Source organism: Stenotrophomonas sp. YJH_SMC_65, assembly GCF_059369475.1.
Map to the genome: position 1 here is coordinate 74,538 of NZ_JCAFSR010000004.1, position 21,368 is coordinate 95,905.

General features: G+C 67.0%; 19 protein-coding genes and 1 pseudogene. 5 read left to right on the forward strand and 15 right to left on the reverse strand.

Annotated features, from left to right (window positions below):
- The first annotated feature begins 48 nt into the window (after positions 1–48).
- Positions 49–471, forward strand: a complete 423-nt coding sequence (locus tag AC5P7A_RS08425; RefSeq protein ID WP_032961193.1) for a low affinity iron permease family protein — start codon at positions 49–51, stop codon at positions 469–471.
- Positions 472–613: 142 nt separating this feature from the next.
- On the opposite strand, the gene smeF is transcribed toward AC5P7A_RS08425, so the two are convergent.
- From smeF to smeD, 3 genes are all read right to left on the reverse strand, one after another.
- A complete protein-coding gene (gene smeF, locus AC5P7A_RS08430) occupies positions 614–2,014 on the reverse strand; it encodes a multidrug efflux RND transporter outer membrane subunit SmeF (protein ID WP_115444190.1) in 1,401 nt (466 codons plus the stop codon).
- 92 nt (positions 2,015–2,106) lie between these two features.
- Positions 2,107–5,229, reverse strand: coding sequence for a multidrug efflux RND transporter permease subunit SmeE (smeE, locus tag AC5P7A_RS08435; RefSeq protein WP_495220035.1), 3,123 nt, complete (start codon positions 5,227–5,229; stop codon positions 2,107–2,109).
- A gap of 12 nt (positions 5,230–5,241) precedes the next feature.
- Complete coding sequence (gene smeD, locus AC5P7A_RS08440; protein ID WP_014648458.1) at positions 5,242–6,426, reverse strand: multidrug efflux RND transporter periplasmic adaptor subunit SmeD; 1,185 nt, start codon at positions 6,424–6,426, stop codon at positions 5,242–5,244.
- 224 nt (positions 6,427–6,650) lie between these two features.
- Here smeD and smeT point away from each other — a divergent pair, with 224 nt between their 5' ends.
- Positions 6,651–7,310, forward strand: coding sequence for an efflux transporter SmeDEF transcriptional repressor SmeT (gene smeT, locus AC5P7A_RS08445; protein WP_032961200.1), 660 nt, complete (start codon positions 6,651–6,653; stop codon positions 7,308–7,310).
- Between the two features lie 49 nt (positions 7,311–7,359).
- A complete protein-coding gene (locus AC5P7A_RS08450) occupies positions 7,360–8,352 on the forward strand; it encodes a Gfo/Idh/MocA family protein (RefSeq protein WP_014648460.1) in 993 nt (330 codons plus the stop codon).
- Between the two features lie 96 nt (positions 8,353–8,448).
- Here the strand turns inward: AC5P7A_RS08450 and hslU are convergent, their stop codons facing one another.
- The 8 genes from hslU to AC5P7A_RS08490 form a co-directional block, all read right to left on the reverse strand.
- On the reverse strand, positions 8,449–9,822 hold the full coding sequence (hslU, locus tag AC5P7A_RS08455) for an ATP-dependent protease ATPase subunit HslU (protein WP_014648461.1): 1,374 nt from the start codon (positions 9,820–9,822) through the stop codon (positions 8,449–8,451).
- Between the two features lie 103 nt (positions 9,823–9,925).
- On the reverse strand, positions 9,926–10,477 hold the full coding sequence (gene hslV / locus AC5P7A_RS08460) for an ATP-dependent protease subunit HslV (RefSeq protein ID WP_005411093.1): 552 nt from the start codon (positions 10,475–10,477) through the stop codon (positions 9,926–9,928).
- Between the two features lie 85 nt (positions 10,478–10,562).
- Complete coding sequence (gene xerC, locus AC5P7A_RS08465; RefSeq protein ID WP_495220036.1) at positions 10,563–11,459, reverse strand: tyrosine recombinase XerC; 897 nt, start codon at positions 11,457–11,459, stop codon at positions 10,563–10,565.
- 16 nt (positions 11,460–11,475) lie between these two features.
- Positions 11,476–12,150, reverse strand: coding sequence for a DUF484 family protein (locus tag AC5P7A_RS08470; RefSeq protein WP_014648463.1), 675 nt, complete (start codon positions 12,148–12,150; stop codon positions 11,476–11,478).
- Entirely contained in the window at positions 12,147–12,998 is an 852-nt protein-coding gene (dapF, locus tag AC5P7A_RS08475) for a diaminopimelate epimerase (RefSeq protein ID WP_495220037.1), read from the reverse strand. The genes AC5P7A_RS08470 and dapF overlap by 4 nt, the downstream gene beginning before the upstream one ends.
- Entirely contained in the window at positions 12,991–13,263 is a 273-nt protein-coding gene (gene lptM, locus AC5P7A_RS08480) for an LPS translocon maturation chaperone LptM (protein WP_014648465.1), read from the reverse strand. The genes dapF and lptM overlap by 8 nt, the downstream gene beginning before the upstream one ends.
- An 82-nt stretch (positions 13,264–13,345) precedes the next feature.
- The gene (locus tag AC5P7A_RS08485) at positions 13,346–13,774 is read right to left on the reverse strand and encodes a YbaN family protein (protein ID WP_014648466.1); all 429 of its coding nucleotides are present in this window, start codon (positions 13,772–13,774) and stop codon (positions 13,346–13,348) included.
- Positions 13,775–13,828: 54 nt separating this feature from the next.
- Complete coding sequence (locus AC5P7A_RS08490) at positions 13,829–15,940, reverse strand: S9 family peptidase (protein WP_049406041.1); 2,112 nt, start codon at positions 15,938–15,940, stop codon at positions 13,829–13,831.
- Between the two features lie 143 nt (positions 15,941–16,083).
- Between AC5P7A_RS08490 and AC5P7A_RS08495 the strand changes: the two genes are divergently transcribed.
- Positions 16,084–17,277 (forward strand): pyridoxal phosphate-dependent aminotransferase, encoded by a 1,194-nt coding sequence (locus AC5P7A_RS08495; protein WP_495220038.1) that lies wholly within the window; start codon positions 16,084–16,086, stop codon positions 17,275–17,277.
- 53 nt (positions 17,278–17,330) lie between these two features.
- On the opposite strand, the gene AC5P7A_RS08500 is transcribed toward AC5P7A_RS08495, so the two are convergent.
- Both AC5P7A_RS08500 and AC5P7A_RS08505 read right to left on the reverse strand, forming a co-directional pair.
- Complete coding sequence (locus AC5P7A_RS08500) at positions 17,331–19,427, reverse strand: prolyl oligopeptidase family serine peptidase (RefSeq protein ID WP_495220039.1); 2,097 nt, start codon at positions 19,425–19,427, stop codon at positions 17,331–17,333.
- 69 nt (positions 19,428–19,496) lie between these two features.
- On the reverse strand, positions 19,497–19,820 hold the full coding sequence (locus AC5P7A_RS08505; RefSeq protein ID WP_032961212.1) for a hypothetical protein: 324 nt from the start codon (positions 19,818–19,820) through the stop codon (positions 19,497–19,499).
- A gap of 128 nt (positions 19,821–19,948) precedes the next feature.
- On the opposite strand from AC5P7A_RS08505, the gene AC5P7A_RS08510 reads away from it, so the two are divergent.
- Positions 19,949–20,551 (forward strand): lipocalin family protein, encoded by a 603-nt coding sequence (locus AC5P7A_RS08510; protein ID WP_014648471.1) that lies wholly within the window; start codon positions 19,949–19,951, stop codon positions 20,549–20,551.
- A 40-nt stretch (positions 20,552–20,591) separates the two neighbouring features.
- On the opposite strand, the gene AC5P7A_RS08515 is transcribed toward AC5P7A_RS08510, so the two are convergent.
- Together AC5P7A_RS08515 and AC5P7A_RS08520 are read right to left on the reverse strand one after the other, a co-directional pair.
- Entirely contained in the window at positions 20,592–20,891 is a 300-nt protein-coding gene (locus AC5P7A_RS08515) for a HigA family addiction module antitoxin (RefSeq protein WP_049439995.1), read from the reverse strand.
- Between the two features lie 10 nt (positions 20,892–20,901).
- Positions 20,902–21,179: pseudogene (locus tag AC5P7A_RS08520) on the reverse strand (type II toxin-antitoxin system RelE/ParE family toxin).
- Positions 21,180–21,368: the final 189 nt, after the last annotated feature.

Genomic DNA, 21,368 nt, shown 5'->3' on the forward strand with positions numbered 1-21,368 from the left:
GCACGGGCCACTGCCGATCATCCTCGTCACCTGAGTGGGACGACGACGATGAAAGCACGCAACCTGTTCAATACGATCGCCAAGAAGGCCGCGGCCGCCACCGGCTCGCCGTGGACCTTCCTGGCTGCAGTAGCGATCGTGGTGATCTGGGGCATCAGTGGCCCGGTGTTCGGTTTCAACGACACCTGGCAGCTGGTGATCAACACCGGCACCACCATCATCACCTTCCTGATGGTGTTCCTGATCCAGCACACGCAGAACGCGGATACTGCCGCGATGCAGATCAAGCTGGACGAGCTGATCCGGGCGACGGCCGAAGCCAACAACGAACTGTTGGATCTGGAAGAACTGGATGAAGCGCGCCTGGAAGAGATCCGCGCCGAGTACGAGCAGATGGCGCGCGAAGCCGGCGATGCGCTGGCGCGCGTTCGCGCCTGCCATGCGGCGCGGCGCGACGATGAAGCGGTATAGCAGGCCTCCGAATGACAATGCCGGCCAACGGCCGGCACTACCCTCGATCTCCAGGCAGGTGCCAACCTTGGTTGGCACAGGGCCAGCCGCCTGCGCTGACGCATCCGTGCCAACCAAGGTTGGCACCTACCAGAAGCACTGCTTACCCGCGCTCGTGCCAGCCGCCGCCCAGCACCTTGTACAGGGTGATGCGGTTGGCCTGCTGCGCCAGCTGCGCCTGCAGCTGGGTCTGCTGCGCGTTGTAGGCGGTACGCCGCGCGTCAAGCAGGGTGACAAAGCTGTCCAGCCCCGCGTCGTAGCGTGCCTGCGACAGGCGATTGGCCTGTTCGGCCGCTTCCACCAGGCGCTGCTGTGAACTCACCTGCTCATCCAGGCTGACATTCAACGCCAGCGCATCGGCCGTTTCGCGGAATCCCACCTGGATCGACTTCTCGTACTGCGCCAGTGCGATATCACGATCCGCGTTGGCGATGGCCAGGTTGGCGCGCAGCTTGCCGCCCTGGAAGATCGGCAGGGTGATCTTCGGCAGGAAGCTCCACACACGGGTGCCGCTGTCGAACAGGTTGGACAGTTCGCTGGAGCCGCTGCCGATGCTGCCGGTCAGCGAGATGCTCGGGAAGAACGCTGCGCGTGCCGCACCGATGTTGGCATTGGCGGCCAGCAGCTGGTGTTCGGCGGCCATGATGTCCGGGCGCTGCAGCAGCACGTCGCTGGGCAGGCCGGCCGGCGGCGGGGCCAGCGCCAGCAGCTGCGGTTCGATGCTGTCCGGCAGCAGTGCCGGATCGAGCTGGCCACCGGCCAGCAGCGCCAGTGCGTTGCGGTCCTGGGCCAGCTGGCCGCGCAGGCGCGCGGCATCGGTGCGTGCGGTCTCGACCAGGGTACGGGTCTGGGTCAGCTCCAGCGCCGAACTGCCGCCGCGTTCGTGGCGGGCCTCGGCCAGGCGCAGCGAATCCTCGTAGGTCTTCAGCGTGGCATCGGCGATCTTCAGCCGCTGCGCATCAGCCCCATAGGTCAGCCACGCGGTGGCGGTCTCGGCCACCAGGCTCAGCTGCGCGTTGCGGCGGTTGGCAGCCACGGCGAAGTACTGCTGCAGCGCCGCCTCGCTGAGGTTGCGCACGCGACCGAACAGGTCCAGCTCGAACTCGGCCACACCCACGCCCGCGCTGAACTGCTCGGTGACACCGGCATCGGTACCACGGCGGTCCATCTGGCCGGTCACGGCCACGCCGGGCACGCGATCGGCGCGCTGCACGCGGTACTGGCCACGCGCGCGCTCGACATTGAGCACGGCCACGCGCAGGTCGCGGTTGTTCTGCAGCGACTGCTCGATCACCTGCTGCAGGCGCGCATCGGTGAAGAAATCGCGCCAGCCGACGGCGGCGACATCGGCCACCTCGCCCTGCGCGGCCTCGGCCGGCCACTGCGCAGGAATCGCCGGAGCGACGGCGGTGTTCTTCGGCGCCAGGGTGGAGCAGCCGGCCAGCGCGAGCGTGGCGGCAATGGAGAGGAACAGGGATGCACTTTTCATGGGGATCACTTCCATCGGTACTGCCGGATGGCAGGAGGCAGTGCCGGCCAGCGGCCGGCACTACCGTTTCGATAACGCCAGCCTGAGGCCGGCATGACCGCTACAGGTCACGTCGTGGATCTGCGCTTGAACACGCGCTGCACCACCACGAAGAACAGCGGCACGAAGAACACGCCGAGCACGGTGCCGACGATCATGCCGCCGAGCACGCCGGTGCCGATCGCCTGCTTGGCGCCGGAGCCGGCACCGGTGGAGATCGCCAGCGGTACCACGCCCATGCCGAAGGCGAGCGAGGTCATCACGATCGGGCGCAGGCGGTCGCGCACGGCGTGCATGATCGACTCGATCAGGCTGGCGCCCTTTTCCAGGTTTTCCTTGGCGAACTCGACGATCAGGATCGCGTTCTTGCTGGTCAGGCCCACCGTGGTCAGCATCGCCACCTGGAAGTAGATGTCGCGCTCCAGGCCCTTGAAGGTGTTGGCCAGCACCGCGCCGAGGATACCCAGCGGGGCCGCCAGCAGCACCGCGGTCGGCACGCTCCAGCTTTCATACATCGCGGCCAGGCACAGGAACACGATCATCAGCGACAGCGTGTACAGCAGCGGCGTCTGCGAGCCGGCCTGGCGTTCCTGGTAGGACATCGCCGTCCACTCGATGCCGAAACCCGCCGGCAGCTGCTTGGCCAGCTGTTCGATCTCGGCCATGGCATCACCGGAGGCGACACCCGGGGCCGGTTCGCCCTGGATTTCCATTGCCGACACACCGTTGTAGCGTTCCAGGCGCGGCGAACCGTAGTCCCAGTGCTTGGTAGCGAAGGCGCTGAACGGCACCATCTCACCCTTGTCGTTCTTCACGGACCAGAGATCGAAGTCCTCCGGCACCATGCGGAACGCCTGGTCGGCCTGCACGAACACGCGCTTGACGCGGCCACGATCGACGAAGTCATCGATGTACGAGCTGCCCCACGCGGCCGCCAGCGTGCCGTTGATCTGGTCGATCGACAGTCCCAGCGAGGTCGCCTTGGCCGCGTCGATGTCGATGCGGAACTGCGGCGTGTCTTCCTGGCCGTTCGGGCGTACGTTGGCCAGCTTCTTGCTGCCTGCGGCCAGGCCGAGCAGCTGGTTGCGCGCGGCCACCAGTGCCTCGTGGCCCTGGCCGCTGTTGTCCTTCAGGAAGAAGGTGTAGCCCGAGGCGGTCCCCAGCTCCGGAATGGCCGGCGGCGGGAAGGCGAAGATGAAGGCATCCTTGATCTGGCCCAGGGCCGCCATCGCACGGCCGGTGATCGGCATCACGCCATTGTCGGCGTCACGCTCGCTCCAGTCCTTCAGCTTGACGAACGCCATGCCCGCGTTCTGGCCCATGCCGGCGAAGCTGAAGCCCTGCACGGAGAACACCGAGTCCACCGCATCCTTCTCGTTCTGCAGGAAGTGGTTTTCCAGTGCCGCGATCGATTCCAGCGTGCGTTCCTGGGTGGCACCGACGGGCGCCTGCACCAGCGCCATCAGCACACCCTGGTCTTCGTTGGGCAGGAACGAGCTGGGCAGGCGCACGAACAGCACGCCCATCAGCACGAACAAGACCGCCACGATGCCCATGAAGCGCCACGGACGGTGGATGATGCCGCGCACGCCGCGCTGGTAGCTTTCGCTGGTGCGATCGAAGCCACGGTTGAAGCCATTGAAGAAGCGACCGGCCAGGCCACGGTGGGCGACGTGGTGCTCACCCTTCTTCAGCGGCTTGAGCATGGTCGCGCACAGTGCCGGGGTCAGCACGATCGCCACCAGCACCGACAACGCCATCGCAGAGACAATCGTGGCCGAGAACTGCCGATAGATCACGCCGGTGGAGCCGCTCATGAAGGCCATCGGCACGAACACCGCCGACAGCACCAGGCCGATACCCACCAGCGCACCGGTGATCTGGCCCATCGACTTGCGGGTCGCTTCGAGCGGCGACAGCCCTTCCTCGGACATGATGCGCTCGACGTTCTCCACCACCACGATGGCATCGTCCACCAGCAGGCCGATCGCCAGCACCATCGCGAACATGGTCAGCATGTTCACCGAGAAGCCCAGCATCGCCAGCACGCCGAAGGTACCCAGCAGCACCACCGGCACGGCGATGGTCGGGATCAGGGTGGCGCGGAAGTTCTGCAGGAACAGGTACATCACCACGAACACCAGCACGATCGCTTCGATCAGGGTCTGCACCACGCCCTTGATCGACACGCGCACGAACGGGGTGGTGTCGTACGGGATCTCGGCCTTCAGGCCGGCCGGGAAGAAGCCCTTCATGTCTTCCAGCGCGGCATCCACACCGGCCGCGGTATCCAGCGCGTTGGCGCCGGTGGCCAGGGTGACCGCCAGGCCACTGGCCGGCTGGCCGTTGTAGCGGGTGACGAAGTCGTAGGACTCGGCACCCAGCTCGACGCGGGCGACATCACCCAGGCGCAGCTCGGCACCGTCCTGCGCACCGCGCACGATGATGTTTCGGAACTGTTCCGGGGTCTGCAGGCGCGACTGCGCGTTGATGGTGGCGTTGAGCTGCTGGCCCTTCACCGACGGCGCACCGCCGAGCTGGCCGATCGCCACCTGGGCGTTCTGCGCCTTGATCGCGGCGGTCACTTCCGGCACCGACAGGCCATAGGTATGCAGCTTGTTCGGGTCCAGCCAGATGCGCATGGCGTACTTGCCACCGAACACCTGGATGTTGCCCACGCCCGGCACGCGGCTCAGGCGGTCGACGACATTGGAACCGACGTAGTCGGCGATGTCGTTGGCGTCCATGCTGCCGTTCTCGGACACGAACGCGATGACGTTCAGGAAGCCCGAGCTGGACTTGGCCACGTTGATGCCCTGCCGCTGCACTTCCTGCGGCAGCAGCGGCATGGCCAGCTGCAGCTTGTTCTGCACCTGCACCTGGGCGATATCCGGGTTGGTGCCGCTCTCGAAGGTCAGGGTGATGGTGGCCTGGCCGTTGGACGAGCTGTTGGAGGAGAAGTAGATCAGGCCATCAAGGCCCTTCATGTTCTGCTCGATGATCTGCGTCACCGAGTCCTCGACCACCTTGGCCGATGCACCCGGGTAGGTGGCACTGATTTCCACCGCCGGCGGTGCGACGTTGGGGTACATCGAGACCGGCAGCTTGAACAGCGCCAGGCCGCCGGCGAGCATGATGATGATGGCGATCACCCACGCAAAGATGGGTCGATCGATGAAAAAGCGTGCCATGGGGTTCTCCGCTTACTTCGCGTCGCCGGCCGGGGCGGCAGGCTGGGCGGCTGCCGCCGGCTTGGCCGGTGCGTCGCCCTTCTCGGTGGCCTTGACCGGCATGCCGGGGCCGATCTTCTGCAGGCCTTCGACGATGACCTTGTCACCGGCCTTCAGGCCGTCCTCGACCAGCCACTTGTCGCCGACCGTGCGGCTGACCTTGACCGGGCGCACTTCGACCTTGTTGTCCTTGCCGACCACCATCGCGGTGGTGTCGCCCTTCGGATCGCGCGCGATGCCCTGCATCGGCACCAGCACCGCGTCGCTGCGCACGCCGCCGCCGATCACCGCACGCACGTACATGCCCGGCATCAGCAGGCCGTCCGGGTTGTCCACCTTCACGCGCAGGCCGAAGCTGCCGGTGGTCGGATCGACGCTGACTTCGGAGAACTCCAGCGTGCCCTTGTGCTCGAAGGTGCTGCCGTCTTCCATCAGGATGCTGACCGGCAGGGTCTGGTTGTCCTGCAGGCGGCCGGCGGCCAGTTCGCGGCGCAGCTGCAGCAGCTCGGCCGAGGACTGGGTCAGGTCGACATAGATCGGGTCCAGCTGCTGCACGGTGGCCAGTGCGTTGGCCTGGCCGGCGCTGACCAGCGCACCCTGGGTGACGCTGGACTTGCCGATGCGGCCGCTGATCGGCGCGGTGATGCGGGCGTAGCCCAGGGTGACGTTGGCCGCATCCAGCGAGGCCTTGGCGGCACCGACGTCGGCCTCGGCCTGCTTCTGCGCGGCGACGGCGTTCTCCAGGTCCTGCTGGCTGACCGCATCGACCTTGGCCAGCTCGGTGATGCGCTTGGCACTCAGGCGCGCGGCATTGGCGGTGGCTTCGGCGCGGGCCAGCTGGGCGCGGGCGTTGTTGGCCTGGGCCCGGTAGCTGGCATCGTCGAGCTGGTACAGCGGCTCGCCGGCCTTGACCATGCCGCCCTCGGTAAACAGGCGCTTGGCCACGATGCCATTGACCTGCGGGCGCACTTCGGCGACCAGGAAGGCATTGGTACGGCCCGGCAGTTCGCGGGTCAGGCCCACGGTCTCGGACTTCAGCGTGACCACGGTGACGTCACCCGGGCCCTGCTCGGGGGCCTGGGGTTGGCCGCCGCAGGCAGCCACGGTCGCGGCGATTGCCAGCGACAGTGCAAAGGGTCGGATTCGGCTCAGCAACATGACGGAAAGGCTCTTGGAGGAAAGAATCTCAGAGGGAGCTGATATCGATGGACGTTCCCCTTCCGGTGAAAGCCCGCAGATCGCGCCCACCCGGGTGGAGTGGGCGCCAGACCGGCCTGCCACGCACACGACGGGAATGATGGGTGCGAAATATACATACATGCTTGTTTGTTTGTAAACCGGTACAATTCAGCCACGTTTCACCCGCACTCGTACCCACACCCATGGCCCGCAAGACCAAAGAGGACACCCAGGCAACCCGGGAAGGCATCCTTGACGCCGCCGAAGCCTGCTTCCATGAACACGGCGTGGCCCGTACCACGCTGGAGATGATCGGTGCCCGCGCCGGCTACACCCGTGGCGCGGTCTACTGGCACTTCAAGAACAAGAGCGAGGTGCTGGCCGCCATCGTCGAGCGCGTGCACCTGCCCTTCATGCAGGAACTGGAGCGCACCTCCACCGACCAGCGCGACACCCCGGTGCACGACCTGCGCGCGGTGATGATCCACTCGTTCATCGAGCTGTCCGAGGACGAGCGCCTGCGCAAGACCATGGAGATCATGCTGCGCAGCGATGCGTCGGCGGACACCAGGGTGCTGACCGAAATGCAGCAGGCCGGATTCCGCGATGCGCTGGACCGGATGGAGCGTGCCCTGCGCCGCGCCCGCGATCTGGGCCAGCTGCGCGAAGGCGCCGACCCGAAAATCGCCGCGCGCATGCTGCACGCCACCGTGCTGGGCGTGCTGCACGGCGCGATGGTCGAACCGGAACTGATGGACCTCAAGCGCGATGGCATGCTCGCGCTGGACATGACCCTGGCCGCCTACGTGAAGGATGGTGTGTTCGTTCCCGGCACCGTCCCCGAGCCGCTGCCCGAGGCGTGAACGAGGCTGCTCCCATCACTGCGGCCCCCCCCCCTGCAAGGGCAGATCGATGATCCTGGACAACGTGGTGTGGGGCTTCATCGGGTGTGGCAGCGTCACCGAGAAGAAGAGCGGGCCGGCCCTGGCCAACACGCCGGGCTCACGGGTAGTGGCGGTCATGCGCCGCAATGCCGCATTGGCCGAAGACTATGCACGCCGCCACGCGATTCCGCGCTGGTACGCGGACGCCGATGCACTCATCGCCGATCCGGAGGTGAACGCGGTCTACGTTGCAACACCGCCCTCCACGCACATGCACTACGCATTGCAGGCGATTGCTGCGGGCAAGCCGGTCTACATCGAAAAGCCGATGGCCATGGACCACGACGAGTGCCAGCGCATCATCGCGGCCAGCGCCCGCAGCGGCGTGCCCGTGTTCGTGGCCTACTACCGCCGTGCCCTGCCCCGCTTCGCACAGGTGAAGCAGCTGCTGGACGACGGCGCGATCGGCACAGTGCGCGCCGTGCGCGCCACCCTGCACCGGCCGCATTCAGTGGATGCCGCATCGCCTGACTTCTGGCGGACCAACCCCGCGATCGCCGGCGGCGGGCTGTTCGTCGACCTGGGCTCGCATACCCTGGACCTGCTCGACCATCTGCTGGGGCCGCTGAGCGATGTGCGTGGCCTGGCCAGCTCGTTGACCGGCGCCTACGCCGCCGAGGACAGCGTCTCGATGTGCTTCCGCACCGGGACGGGGACACACGGCATCGCGCAATGGAGCTTCTGCGCGTTCCGCCGCCAGGATCAGATCGAGATCACCGGCGACCGTGGCCAGCTGCGCTTTGCCACCTTCGAGGACGTTCCGGTGGAGCTGGAAACCGAAGCGGGCGTGCAGGCCTTCGACATCCCGAACCCGTCGTCGATCCAGCAGCCGTTGATCGCCTCCCTCGTGGACGAACTGCGCGGCAACGGGCACTCGCCCTCGAACGGCATCAGCGCCGCCCGCACCAGTGCAGTGATCGACCAGGTGCTGCGGGACTACCGCACCCGGCAATCGCACTGACCGCACAGGAAAAAGGCCGCCTTGCGGCGGCCTTTTCTGCTGCAGTGGGCGGGGTCAGCGCCCTCGCCACGGCGAGGGATCCGACCCCACCGGGCATTACAGGATGTAGCGGCTCAGGTCCGGGTCCTGCACCAGCTCACCCAGGTGCTTGTCCACGTAGGCGCTGTCGATGGCCAGGGTTTCGCCGTCGCGGTCCGGTGCCTCGTAGCTGAGCGAATCCAGCAGGCGCTCCAGCACCGTATGCAGGCGACGCGCGCCGATGTTTTCCTGGCGTTCGTTCACCTGGAAAGCGATCTCGGCCAGACGATCAATGGCATCGGCAGTGAAGCTGACCTTGACGCCTTCGGTGGCCAGCAGTGCTTCGTACTGCTTGGTCAGCGCGGCCTTCGGTTCGGTCAGGATGCGCACGAAATCGTTCTTGCTCAGCGCACCCAGCTCCACGCGGATCGGGAAGCGGCCCTGCAGCTCCGGAATCAGGTCGCTGGGCTTGGCCAGGTGGAACGCGCCCGACGCGATGAACAGGATGTGGTCGGTCTTGATCGTGCCGTACTTGGTGGACACGTTGGAGCCTTCCACCAGCGGCAGCAGGTCACGCTGCACGCCTTCGCGCGACACGTCACCACCACCCACGTTGTCGCCACGCTTGGCGACCTTGTCGATCTCGTCGATGAAGACGATGCCGTGCTGCTCGCAGGCCTCGATCGCGGCGGTGCGGATGTCGTCCTCGTTGACCAGCTTGCCCGCTTCTTCCTCGATCAGCAGCGGGCGCGCGGCCTTGATGGTCAGCGTGCGCTTGTGCGCCTTGGCGCCGCCGCCGAGGTTGGCGAACATCGACTTCAGCTGCTGGCCCATTTCCTCCATGCCCGGCGGGGTCATGATGTCCATGCTGACGTTTGCGGCCAGGTCGAGTTCGATCTCGCGCTCGTCCAGCTCACCGTTGCGCAGCATCTTGCGGAACTTGATGCGGGTCTCGTTGTCCTGCGCCGACGGCTCGTTGCGGGCGACTTCCGGATCGAAGCCGATGCCACCGCTGCGGCGCGGCAGCAGCGCATCCAGGATGCGGTCTTCGGCACGCTCTTCGGCCTGGGTGCGTACGCGCACCTTGGCCTGTTCGCGATAGAGCTTGACCGCGGTATCGGCCAGGTCGCGGATGATCTGCTCGACGTCCTTGCCGACGTAGCCGACTTCGGTGAAGCGGGTGGCTTCGACCTTCACGAACGGTGCGTTGGCCAGCGTGGCCAGGCGGCGCGCGATCTCGGTCTTGCCGACGCCGGTCGGGCCGATCATCAGGATGTTCTTCGGCATCACTTCATTGCGCAGCTCGGGCACCAGCTGCATGCGGCGCCAGCGGTTGCGCAGGGCGATGGCCACGGCGCGCTTGGCGTCGTGCTGGCCGACGATGTGCCGGTCCAGTTCCTGCACGATCTCGCGCGGGGTCATGGTGGCGGAGGAAACTTCGATCTTCGACATGGATGTGCTCACGGATTCTTTGTCGGTAGTGCCGGCCGCTGGCCGGCAACCAGGCACGCGTGCGGGGGATCATGAGGTTGCCGGCCAGCGCCCGACGCTACCCTCACAGCTCCTCGACCACCACGTTGCGGTTGGTGTAGATGCAGATGTCGCCGGCGATGCCGATCGCTTCGCTGGCGATGGTGCGCGCATCCAGTTCGGTGTGCGCCATCAAGGCGCGTGCGGCCGACAGTGCATACGAGCCACCCGAGCCGATGGCGATGATGCCGTCCTCCGGCTCGATCACATCGCCGGTGCCGCTGATGATCAGCGAGGTTTCCTTGTCGGCCACCGCCAACAGGGCTTCCAGCTTGCCGAGGCGGCGCTCGGTGCGCCAATCCTTGGCCAGTTCGACCGCAGCACGCTGCAGCTGGCCGTGCTTTTCCAGCTTGGCCTCGAACAGCTCGAACAGGGTGAAGGCATCGGCGGCGGCACCGGCGAAGCCGGCCAGTACCTGGCCATCACGGCCGAGGCGGCGCACCTTGCGCGCGTTGCCCTTCATCACGGTGTGGCCCAGCGTGACCTGGCCGTCGCCGGCAATGGCCACGTGCTCGCCGCGACGGACGCAGACGATGGTGGTGGCGTGGAAAACGTTGGGGTTCTGACTGGGGTCCATGATGCCTCCGGGGTGACAGAACCAGAGGTGGGGACTGCGCTGCGCCCTTCAAGCCACCCGCGACCGGCTGCCGCAGGGGCAACGTTCAGCTTTCCCCGCTGCCCTCGTTGCTGCGTCGGCGCTTCGCGCGCGGATGCGCGGCGTCGTAGACCTTGGCCAGGTGCTGGAAATCGAGGTGGGTATAGATCTGCGTGGTGGCGATGTCGGCGTGGCCCAGCAGCTCCTGCACACCGCGCAGGTCGCCGGACGATTCCAGGATGTGGCTGGCGAAACTGTGCCGCAGCATGTGCGGATGCACGTGCTTGAACAGGCCCTGGCGCTGCGCCAGCTGGCGGATGCGGATCTGCACCGCGCGCTGGCTGATCGGCCCGTTGCGGCCGGGGAACACCGGCGAGGCCGGGCCGCCCCCACTTTCCGTGCGCCACGCCTGCAGGGCTTCGCGCGCGGGCCGGCCGAACGGCACCCGGCGCTGGCGGCTGCCCTTGCCCAGCACGTTCACCAACCCGCTGTCGAAATCCAGATCGCGCCAGGTCAGCGCGCAGACTTCGCTCAGGCGCAGGCCAGAGGAATAGAACAGTTCCAGCAACGCGCGGTCACGGCGGCCGAGCTCACCCTCCGGCTCCAGCTCGACCAGCTGCACCGCCTCATCGGCGTCGAGGACCTGTGGCAACCGGCGCGGTGCGCGCGGTGCCTTCAGCGTCGCTGCCGGGCTGACCTCGATACGCCCGTGCTTGAGCAGCCAGGCATAGAAGCTTCGGCAGGCCGACAGACGGCGCTGCAGGCTCTTGGCCGACAGGCCACGCCGGTGCTCGTCGGCAACGAACTGGCGCACGGCCTCGGCATCCAGTGCCTCCACCGCCACGCCACGCGGCTCGGCCCAGGCCGACAGCGCGTCCAGGTCGCGGCGGTAGGCGTCGAGCGTATGCGCCGACATCCGCCGCTCCACCTGCAGGTGCTGCAGGAAGGCCTGTACCGCGCTCATCGTCGTCGCAACCTGCTCAGCCCGGGAAGCGCTTCAGGCCAGTGACCAGCGCGTCGCCCATCATGCGCAGGAACAACGTCCCCATGCCCGGGTAGAAGCGGTTCGGGTCGTGGCTGCCGACCGCGATCAGGCCCACGCCCGGTAGCGGCAGCAGCGCGGTGGTCTGCACTTCCTCGCTGCGCACGCCGTACAGCACGGCATTCTTTTCCGGCTGCAGGCGGCCGCAGATCGGCTCGCCATCGTTCAGGCAATCGCGGAACGGGCCCAGCTGCGGATCATCCGCGGCAATCACCTGCAGCCAGTCGGCCTGTTCCAGCCCGGCCACTGGCGTGTGCACCACCAGCCGCACAAGGTCGCCGGCGAAGTCTTCCTGCAGCGAGGCGGCCATCGCGCGCAGGGTGTCAGCCGCGTTGTCCTGCTTCATCAGCGCCAGGGTCAGCTGGTGCGTGCGCACCGCCAGGCGCTCATTGACCTGGGCGGTCGCGCCCAGATCGGCCAACCGTCGTGCCAGCTCGCGGTTCTTCTCGCGCAGCACTTCCAGCTGGTAGCTGGCCAGCGACGCGGTCGGGCCGTCGTCACGCGGCACCACCAGGGTCAGGGCCAGGTCCGGGAACTGCTTGAGGAAGCCGGGATGACGCCGCAACCAGGCAGCGACTTCATGGGCCCCGAGCTTGTCGACGGTTTCGGTCATGCGATCCACTCCCCTTCGAAGACGAATGCGGTCGGGCCCGCCATCACCACCGGCTGGCCATCGCCCGGCCACTGGATGCGCAGGTCGCCACCGGGCAGGCTGATGCGTGCATCGCGCTGCAGGCGACCGCGCTGCATCAGGGTCACCGCGGCGGCACAGGCACCACTGCCGCAGGCCAGGGTCTCGCCGACACCGCGCTCGAACACGCGCAGGCGGGCGTGGGCCGGGCCCATCACCTGGGCGAAGCCCACGTTCACCGAGCGCGGGAACGACGCATGCTGCTGCAGCAGCGCACCGACGCGCTCGACCGGTGCAGCATCGACCAGGCCCACTTCGATCACCGCATGCGGGTTGCCCATCGACACCGCGGCGAAGCGTACGCTCTCGCCCTGCAGCGGCAGCAGGTATTCCTCGCGCGCGTGCGCAAAGCCCATCAGCGGCACGTTGGCCGGCTCGAAGGCGGGCACGCCCATCGTCACCGCAAACTGCCCTTCGCCCAGCACCTTCACTTCATGGCTGGCCAGCGGGCTGTCGATGACGAATGCACCGCCCTGCGCACTGCCCTCGCGCACCAGCCAGGCGGCGATGCAGCGCGCGCCGTTGCCGCACTGCTCGGAATTGGAGCCGTCGGCATTCCAGATGCGGTACGAGGCCACCGAACCGTCCGCACGCGGTGCCTCGATGGTCAGGATCTGGTCGCAGCCAACGCCGGTGTGGCGGTCGGCCAGGCGCGCGGCCAGCTCGGGCGTGGGCGGCGCGGTGCCGTCACGCAGGTCGATCACTACGAAATCATTGCCCGCGCCATGCATCTTGCTGAAACGCAGGGCCCTGGAACCGGCCTTACTCATTCCCGCTGCCCGCCTTCTTCGCGGGCGTGGGCGCCGGCTGGGTGGCCGGTGCGGCCGGCTCCACGGTCGTGGCCGGGGTGCCGCTGCCCTGGGTCTGCGGCGCAGTCGCCTCGGTGGCGGGCTCGGCAGCGGGTTCGACAGTTTCTTCCACCGGCACCGGCTTCTGCGGCAGTACCAGCGGGCCCTTGTTGCCGCAGGCGGCGAGGAGCAGCAGCGAGGCCGCTGCCAGCGGAATCAGGATGGCGTTTCGATGGGGGATCTTCATGCCCCGAGTATAGCCATTGGCGGCTGAGCGGTTGGTGCAGGGAATCGGGTTGCCGGCCAGCGGCCGGCACTACCGCCGGCGCTCAATCCGCGGGCGGTGGTGGCAGCGGCCGCGTCCACAGCCAGATTGCGACCACGGTCATGCTGCCGATCGAGAACCACTTCACCCAGGCGATCGGCACGCACCACAGCATGATGCCGGCGCATACCGCCATGGTGATCGTGGCCATCCACTTGCCGTAGCGGCTGACCGCCCCGTGTGCCTGCCAGTTGGCGATGGCCGGGCCGAAACGCGGATGCTGCAGCAGCCAGGTATGCAGGCGCTCCGAACCGCGCGAGGCGGCCCAGGCCGAGATCAGGATGAATACGGTGGTCGGCAGCCCCGGAACGAAGATGCCGACGATGCCGGTGCCCAGGCTGACGTACGCCAGCAGCCACCATGCCCAGCGGAAACGCACCACGCGCGGCGGCGTGGCGCTATCGCGGGGTGCAGATGGCTCGGGCTGGCTCATGGCCGCAAGGATACCGGTTCGGGGTGCCAGGCAGCGCCCGGCGCCCCTTCGCCGTTACGGCTGGGCGATGCCCAGCTGCTGCAGCACGAACGCGTACGACTCGGACAGTTCGCGGTAGCGCTGGAAGCGCCCCGACTTGCCGCCGTGGCCAGCTTCCATGTTGGTGCGGAACAGGATCGGGTAGTGGCCGGTGTTGTCATCACGCAGCTTGGCCACCCATTTGGCGGGCTCCCAGTACTGCACCTGCGAATCCCACAGGCCGGTACCCACGTACAGCGCCGGGTACGCCTGCTGCTTCACGTTGTCATAGGGCGAGTAGGACAGCATGTAGTCGTAATACGGCTTCTGCTCCGGGTTGCCCCACTCGTCGTATTCGTTGGTGGTCAACGGAATGGTCGGGTCGAGCATGGTGGTGACCACGTCGACGAACGGCACCTGCGCCACCATCACCCGGTAATCCTGCGGCGCCTGGTTGGCCACCGCGCCCATCAGCAGGCCGCCGGCGCTGCCACCGGACGCGGCCACGCGATCCTTCGCCGCCCAGCCCTGTGCTACCAGGCCACGGGTGACGTCGATGAAGTCGTTGAAGGTGTTCTGCTTGTGCAGCAGCTTGCCGTTCTCGTACCAGTCGCGCCCCATCTCCTGGCCGCCACGGATGTGGGCGATGGCATACACCACGCCACGATCAAGCAGGCTGACCGCGGTCTGGTTGAAGTACGGATCCATCGACATGCCGTAGCTGCCGTAGGCGTACTGGAACAGCGCGCCCTTGCCGTCCTTCTGGTAGCCCTTGCGGTAGACCAGCGACACCGGCACCTTCACGCCATCGCGCGCGGTGATCCAGACGCGGTCGGTCTCGTACTTCGAGGCGTCATAGCCGATCACCGGCTGCACCTTCAGCTGGCGACGCTCGCCGGTGGCGGTGTTCAGCTCGAACACGGTGGTCGGGGTGGTCATCGAGGTGTAGACGTAGCGCAGCCACGGCGTATCGGCCTCGGTGTTGTCGCCCAGGCCCATCGAATAGGCCGGCTCGTCGGCCTTCACGTAGTCGCTGCGCCCGTCCTTGAACAGCAGGCGGATGCGCTCCAGGCCCTCGGACCGTTCGGCGATGGCGGTGTACGTGTCGAACAGTTCGAAGCCTTCGATGAACACCGCATCGTCGTGCGCGATCCAATCCTTCCATTGCGCGCGCGAGGTGGCATCGGTCGGCGCGGTGACCAGCTTGAAGTTCTTCGCACCGTCGTTGGTGCGGATCACCCAGCGGCCGTCATGGTGGTCGGCGTCGTACTCGACATCGCGCTGGCGCGGCGCCAGCACGGTGAAGGTGGTCGGGTCGCTGGCCGGCGCGTAGCGCTCTTCCGAGGACACGGTGCTGTGCACGCCGATGGTGATGAAGCGATCGTCGCGGGTGCGGCCGATGCCCATGTAGAAGCTGTCGTCCTTCTCTTCGTAGACGACGGTGTCGGCGCTGGCCGGGGTGCCCAGCACGTGCTTCTTCACGCGCACGGTCAGCAGCGTTTCCGGATCGTTCTCGACATACAGCACGGTGCGGTTGTCGTCGGCCCAGACCAGGTCGCCGGAGCTGCCGGTGATCACATCGGGCAGCACCGTGCCGGTGGCCAGGTCCTTGAAGCGGATCGTGTACTGGCGGCGGCCGACGTCATCGTCGGCCCAGGCCAGCAGCTGGTTGTCCTGGCTGACTTCCATCGAGCCGACGCTGAAGTAGCCCTTGCCGGCGGCCATTGCGTTGACGTCCAGCAGGATTTCCTCGGCCGCCTCCATGCTGCCCTTGCGGCGCGCGTGGATGGGGTAATCCTGGCCGGTCTCGAAGCGGCTGTAGTACCAGTAGCCGCGCTCGCGCGCCGGCACGCTGGAATCATCCTGCTTGATGCGGCCGACGATCTCCTTGTACAGGGTGTCTTCCAGGGGCTTCAGCGGTGCCAGCAGCTGGTCGGCGTAGGCATTCTCGGCCTGCAGGTAGGCCAGCATGTCCTTGTTCTCGCGCTTGTCGTCGCGCAGCCAGTAATAGTCATCGTTGCGGGTCGCGCCGAACGGCGCCTTGACCACATGCGGATGCTTGGCGGCATCCGGCGGAACGGGCGGCGTGGCGGCGGTAGCAGTCGTGGTCATCAGGCTGGCGAGCAACAGGCAGAGGGTGGACTTCATGAGATAAGGCTCCTGGCGCATCAATGCAATGGTCTTCGACGGGGTCAGATCCCTTTTCCCGAAAAGGGATCTGACCCCAATCTCGGCAATGCGGCAACCCTGCGGAACGTCATGGGTTGCGCCGGCCGGCGTACCATGGGCACATGAGCACCCCGCCCCACACGCCGGGCTACAGCCGGCGCAGCCATGAAATCGCTCCGTTCCACGTGATGTCCCTGCTGGCCCGCGCGCAGGCGCTGGAACAGGCAGGCCACGATGTGATCCACCTGGAAATCGGCGAACCGGACTTCACTACCGCCGAACCCGTCGTGCGTGCCGGCCAGGCCGCACTGGCCGCCGGCCACACCCGCTACACCGCCGCGCGCGGCCTGCCGGCGCTGCGCCAGGCGATCAGCGGTTTCTACCGCAGCCACTATGGGCTGGATGTCGATCCCGAACGCATCCTGGTCACCCCAGGTGGGTCCGGTGCGCTGCTGCTGGCCAGCAGCCTGCTGGTCGATCCCGGCCGCCACTGGCTGCTGGCCGACCCCGGCTACCCCTGCAACCGCCACTTCCTGCGCCTCGTCGAGGGCGGCGCGCAGCTGGTGCCGGTCGGCCCGGACACCGCCTACCAGCTGACCCCTTTGCTGGTGGAACAGCACTGGAATGACGACAGCGTCGGCGCGCTGGTCGCCTCACCGGCCAATCCGACCGGCACCGTGCTGTCCGCCGACGAACTGGCGGCACTGTCGCAGGCCCTGCACGCGCGGGGCGGCCACTTGGTGGTGGACGAGATCTACCACGGCCTGACCTACGGCCTGGATGCGCCCAGCGTGCTGCAGGTGGACAACAGCGCGTTCGTGCTGAACAGCTTTTCCAAGTACTTCGGCATGACCGGCTGGCGGCTGGGCTGGCTGGTGGCACCGCCTGCAGCGGTACCGGACCTGGAAAAGCTGGCGCAGAACCTGTACATCAGCGCCTCCAGCATCGCCCAGCACGCCGCGCTCGCCTGCTTCAGCGAGGAATCGATGGCGATCTTCGAACAGCGCCGGGAAGCGTTCCGCCAACGCCGCGACTTCCTGCTGCCCGCGTTGCGTGAGCTCGGCTTCCGCATTGAAGTCGAACCGCAGGGCGCGTTCTACCTGTACGCCGATGTCAGCGCGTTCACCGACGACGCGCAGGCGTTCTGCGCGCACTTCCTGGAAACCGAGCACGTGGCGTTCACCCCGGGCCTGGATTTCGGCTTCCATCGCGCCAACCAGCATGTGCGGCTGGCGTATACCCAGCAGGTACCGCGGTTGCAGGAGGCGGTGGCGCGGATCGCGCGCGGGTTGAAGCGTTGGCAGGGATCACGTTGACGGCAGTGCCGGTAAAGAAAAACGCCGCCCTGGGGCGGCGTTTTCCGTTCTGCTTACTTGCCGCCCAACCGCTCCCACAGGAAGCTGTAGGCCAGCGCGGACATATGCGCGGCCTGTGCGTTGTTGGCTGCGCCGCCGTGGCCCCCTTCGATGTTCTCGTAGTAGGTCACGTCCTTGCCGGCGTCGATCATCTTCGCCGCCATCTTGCGGGCGTGGCCCGGGTGCACGCGGTCATCGCGGGTGGAGGTCGTGAACAGCACCGGCGGGTAGTTCTTCTTCGCGTTGAACAGGTGATACGGCGAGAAGGTCTTGATGAATTCCCAGTCGCTGGTGTCCGGGTTGCCGTACTCGGCCATCCACGAGGCGCCGGCCAACAGGTGGCTGTAGCGCTTCATGTCCAGCAGCGGCACCTGCACCACCACCGCACCGAACAGCTCCGGGTACTGGGTCAGCATGTTGCCGGTCAGCAGGCCACCGTTGCTGCCGCCCTGCACGCCCAGGTGCTTGGCGCTGGTGATCTTGCGCTTGACCAGGTCCCGCGCCACCGCGGCCATGTCTTCATAGGCCTTGTGACGGTTCTGCTTCAGCGCCGCCTGGTGCCAGCGCGGGCCGTACTCGCCGCCGCCGCGGATGTTGGCGACCACGTACACGCCGCCCTTCTCCAGCCAGGCGCGGCCCATGCCACCGGAATAGCTCGGGGTCAGCGAGATCTCGAAACCACCGTAGCCATACAGCAGGGTCGGGTTGGAGCCATCGAGCTTCATCGCCCTGTCGTGCACCACGAAATACGGCACGCGGGTGCCGTCCTTGCTGGTGGCGAAGTGCTGCTCGATCACCTTGCCCTTGGCATCGAAGAAGGCCGGCATGGTCTTCAGCGTTTCCGGTGCCTGGCCGATCTCGGCCAGGGCCAGCGTGGTCGGCGTCAGGTAATCGGTGGCGGTCAGCCACACCGCGTCGCTGTCATTGCTGTCCACCGCAGCCACGCCCAGCGTGCCGAAGGCCGGGGCGCCGACGAAGCGGCTGGCCTGCCAGCCGTCGGCGCCCGGGGTCAGCACCGACAGGCGGTTCTTGACGTCGTCCAGCACGTTCAGCACCAGGTGGCTCTTGGTCCAGCTGGCACTGGCCAGCGAGGTGGTCGCGGTCGGGGTGAACAGCACGTCGAAGTCGCGCTTGCCGGCCAGGAAGTCGTCCAGCTTCGTCGCCAGCAGCGAACCGGACGCGTAGGTCTTGCCGCCCACGGTCCACGGATCGCGCAGTTCCAGGGTCAGCCACTGCTTGTGCAACCCCTTCTCGGCCGAGTTCGGCGCGTCGATCTTGGTCAGCGTGCCGTCGTCGCCACGCAGGTAGAGCTCGTTGTTGTAGAACGCCAGGGTGCGGCTGACCAGGTTGCGTTCGAAGCCCGGGGTGTCATCGTGCATCGCCGCGATGTACATGTCCTCCGGCTTGCCTTCGTACACCACGGTGGCCGAGGCCATCGGCGTGCCGCGCTTCCACAGCTTGGCCACGCGCGGGTAGCCGGAGGTGGTCATCGAGCCGGCACCGAAGTCGGTGTAGACGAACACGGTGTCGCGATCGACCCAGTTGAGGCCGCCCTTCGACTCCGGACGGAAGAAGCCGTCCTTGATCCAGGTCTTGTTGGCCAGGTCGAACTCACGGGTGACGTCGGCGTCGGCGCCGCCGCGCGACAGCGCGATCAGGCAGCGGCTGTAATCCGGGCGCAGGCAGTCGGCGCCGTGCCAGACCCAGTTCTCGCCCTCGGCCTTGTTCAGTGCATCCAGGTCGAGCACGGTCTCCCACTGCGGCGAGGCCTTGCGGTACTCGGCCAGGGTGGTGCGGCGCCACAGGCCGCGCTCGTGCTGCTGGTCCTTCCAGAAGTTGTAGTAGTAGTCACCGATCTTCTGCACGCCGGGAATCTTGGCGTCGGAGTCGAGCACCTCGCGGATGCTGGTCTCCATCTGCTTGAAGGCCGGGGTCTGCGCCAGGCGCGCCTCGGACCTGGCATTCTGTTCCTTGACCCAGGACAGTGGCTTGTCGCCGGTGACGTCCTCCAGCCAGGCGTAGCGATCGGTGTCTTCAGCGGCCACGGCGGTCCCCACCGAGGCAGCGGTCATCATGCCGGCCAGCAGGCAGGCGGAAGCGAGTCGTGACATTGCAGCTCCAGGCAGTCATAAGCCGGGGAACGCTAGCACGGAATGTCGCGGCCTCCCCCGTGTCGAAGGTCAGGCCGTGGCCGCCGGACCGCGCCGGCCGCGTGCGGCGGAAGCCGGCCGACGGCGCGCCTGTCCACCGGTACGCCGCGCCCGCCATCGCCATGACGGGTGCGGCAGCGGAAAGCGCAGCAGCGCCCACCAGGCGGCGAGCGGCATGCCCACCAGCCACATCGGCAGCCAGCCCAGCCATGCGCTGCTGCCACGCGCCGCCGGCCAGACCAGTATCAGCGCCAGCCCAGCCAGGGCCAGCTGCCGCACGCCGCGCAGCAGGCGCGGGTCGGCGCGTTCGATGACGCGTTCAGTTGCAGGGCGACGGACGGAACGAGCGTTCATGGGGGCTTCTCCGGTAGACAATGCAACACAGCTTGGGCAAGCCCCTTCTCACAGGATGCGACACCATTGACGGATCGCGTGCACACAGTCGACCATGCGCGTGCAAGCCCACTGGAGCCCGCTCCCGCATGACTTCGATCCGCCCGTTCTGCGCCGTGCTGCTGGCTCTGTCCCTGGCAGGTCCTGCCATGGCCGCCAGTGAGCCGCCGTCGCCCCGCGCCAGCGCCACCGACGCGGCCGACCCGGGGGCGCCGATCGACCTGAAGCGCTTCATGGGCACCTGGTATGTGATCGGCCGCGTGCCGAACTTCATCGAACGCGGGCATGTCGCCAGCGTCAACGAGTACGAGCTGCGCGACGAGCACAAGGTCGCCATCACCTACCGCTACCGTGACGGTTTCGGCGAACCACTGCAGGAAATTCGCGCACGTGCCAGCGTCGATCCGGACAGCGGCAACCATGGCTGGCGAACCTGGTTCTATCGCGTGGTGCCGACCCATTCGCGGGTACTGGAAGTGGCCCCGGACTATTCATGGGCACTGATCGGTTATCCGGGCCGCGAAATGGCCTGGATCTTCGCGCGCAAGCCGGACATGGACAAAGCCCTGTACAAGGAGCTGGCCGAGCGCCTGCGCGACGAGTACGGCGTGAACACCGACAAGCTCAAGCGCGTGCCTCAGCATCCGGAACAGGTCGGGAAGCTGGGCTACGAAGTACCGAACGCGCGTTGACCGGATCGTGGGCACGGATCCGGGGCCGCGCGTCCAGGGTTCATGCCGCCCGAGGCTGCACGCGGCGTTCGATCTCGCTGCGTGTTGGCAATGTCTTGAGATCGTAGGCCGCCTGCATCGCAAGCCAGGAAGCGGCATCCCCGCCGAAATGCCGTGCCAACCGCGCTGCCGTGTCCGCCGAGATGCTGCGCTGACCGTGGACGATGGCGTGCAGCCGCGTTGCGGGAACATCCAGCGCCTTCGCCAGCGCATTCACGCTCAGCGACAGGGGCAGCAGAAACTCTTCGCGCAGGATCTCGCCAGGATGGATGGCGCGCATGCCGTTGTGGGGACGCTTCATGGCGGGCACCTCAGTGATAGTCAACAATTTCCACGGCATCGGCGCCGCCGTCGGTCCAGGTGAAACAGAGCCGCCACTGATCGTTGACACGGAGGCTGTATTGTCCTCTCCGATCACCTGACAGCGCCTCAAGACGATTCCCGGGCGGGCTGCGCAGGAAGGCCAGCGTCTGTGCCGAATCGAGCAGCTGGAGTTTACGTTCAGCAGCGCGTCGTATCGGGCGCCAAGCGCGAGGGCAGGTTCCTTCAAACAGGGCCGGGTCTGCTTGCAGCGGAATGAACGGATCATTCCGCCAAACGTATTACGCCTTACGGAACACACCAAGGAACGCGACGTGCTGCCAGTCCCAGTCTGGCGATATCGATCGACGTGGCAGCTTCCAGAGCCTGGCGCCATTACAGGCACCCTGTCGACACTCTGCAGGCTGCAAGCTGCCAGCCAGCGGCCGGCACTACGCGAACGATGCCGGGCGCCGCC

Coding starts and splice junctions, on each gene's coding strand:
- AC5P7A_RS08425 (WP_032961193.1), top strand. CDS start 49: ATGAAAGCACGCAACCTGTTCAATACGATCGCCAAGAAGGCCGCGGCC.
- smeF (WP_115444190.1), bottom strand. CDS start 2,014: ATGGAAGTGATCCCCATGAAAAGTGCATCCCTGTTCCTCTCCATTGCC.
- smeE (WP_495220035.1), bottom strand. CDS start 5,229: ATGGCACGCTTTTTCATCGATCGACCCATCTTTGCGTGGGTGATCGCC.
- smeD (WP_014648458.1), bottom strand. CDS start 6,426: ATGTTGCTGAGCCGAATCCGACCCTTTGCACTGTCGCTGGCAATCGCC.
- smeT (WP_032961200.1), top strand. CDS start 6,651: ATGGCCCGCAAGACCAAAGAGGACACCCAGGCAACCCGGGAAGGCATC.
- AC5P7A_RS08450 (WP_014648460.1), top strand. CDS start 7,360: ATGATCCTGGACAACGTGGTGTGGGGCTTCATCGGGTGTGGCAGCGTC.
- hslU (WP_014648461.1), bottom strand. CDS start 9,822: ATGTCGAAGATCGAAGTTTCCTCCGCCACCATGACCCCGCGCGAGATC.
- hslV (WP_005411093.1), bottom strand. CDS start 10,477: ATGGACCCCAGTCAGAACCCCAACGTTTTCCACGCCACCACCATCGTC.
- xerC (WP_495220036.1), bottom strand. CDS start 11,459: ATGAGCGCGGTACAGGCCTTCCTGCAGCACCTGCAGGTGGAGCGGCGG.
- AC5P7A_RS08470 (WP_014648463.1), bottom strand. CDS start 12,150: ATGACCGAAACCGTCGACAAGCTCGGGGCCCATGAAGTCGCTGCCTGG.
- dapF (WP_495220037.1), bottom strand. CDS start 12,998: ATGAGTAAGGCCGGTTCCAGGGCCCTGCGTTTCAGCAAGATGCATGGC.
- lptM (WP_014648465.1), bottom strand. CDS start 13,263: ATGAAGATCCCCCATCGAAACGCCATCCTGATTCCGCTGGCAGCGGCC.
- AC5P7A_RS08485 (WP_014648466.1), bottom strand. CDS start 13,774: ATGAGCCAGCCCGAGCCATCTGCACCCCGCGATAGCGCCACGCCGCCG.
- AC5P7A_RS08490 (WP_049406041.1), bottom strand. CDS start 15,940: ATGAAGTCCACCCTCTGCCTGTTGCTCGCCAGCCTGATGACCACGACT.
- AC5P7A_RS08495 (WP_495220038.1), top strand. CDS start 16,084: ATGAGCACCCCGCCCCACACGCCGGGCTACAGCCGGCGCAGCCATGAA.
- AC5P7A_RS08500 (WP_495220039.1), bottom strand. CDS start 19,427: ATGTCACGACTCGCTTCCGCCTGCCTGCTGGCCGGCATGATGACCGCT.
- AC5P7A_RS08505 (WP_032961212.1), bottom strand. CDS start 19,820: ATGAACGCTCGTTCCGTCCGTCGCCCTGCAACTGAACGCGTCATCGAA.
- AC5P7A_RS08510 (WP_014648471.1), top strand. CDS start 19,949: ATGACTTCGATCCGCCCGTTCTGCGCCGTGCTGCTGGCTCTGTCCCTG.
- AC5P7A_RS08515 (WP_049439995.1), bottom strand. CDS start 20,891: ATGAAGCGTCCCCACAACGGCATGCGCGCCATCCATCCTGGCGAGATC.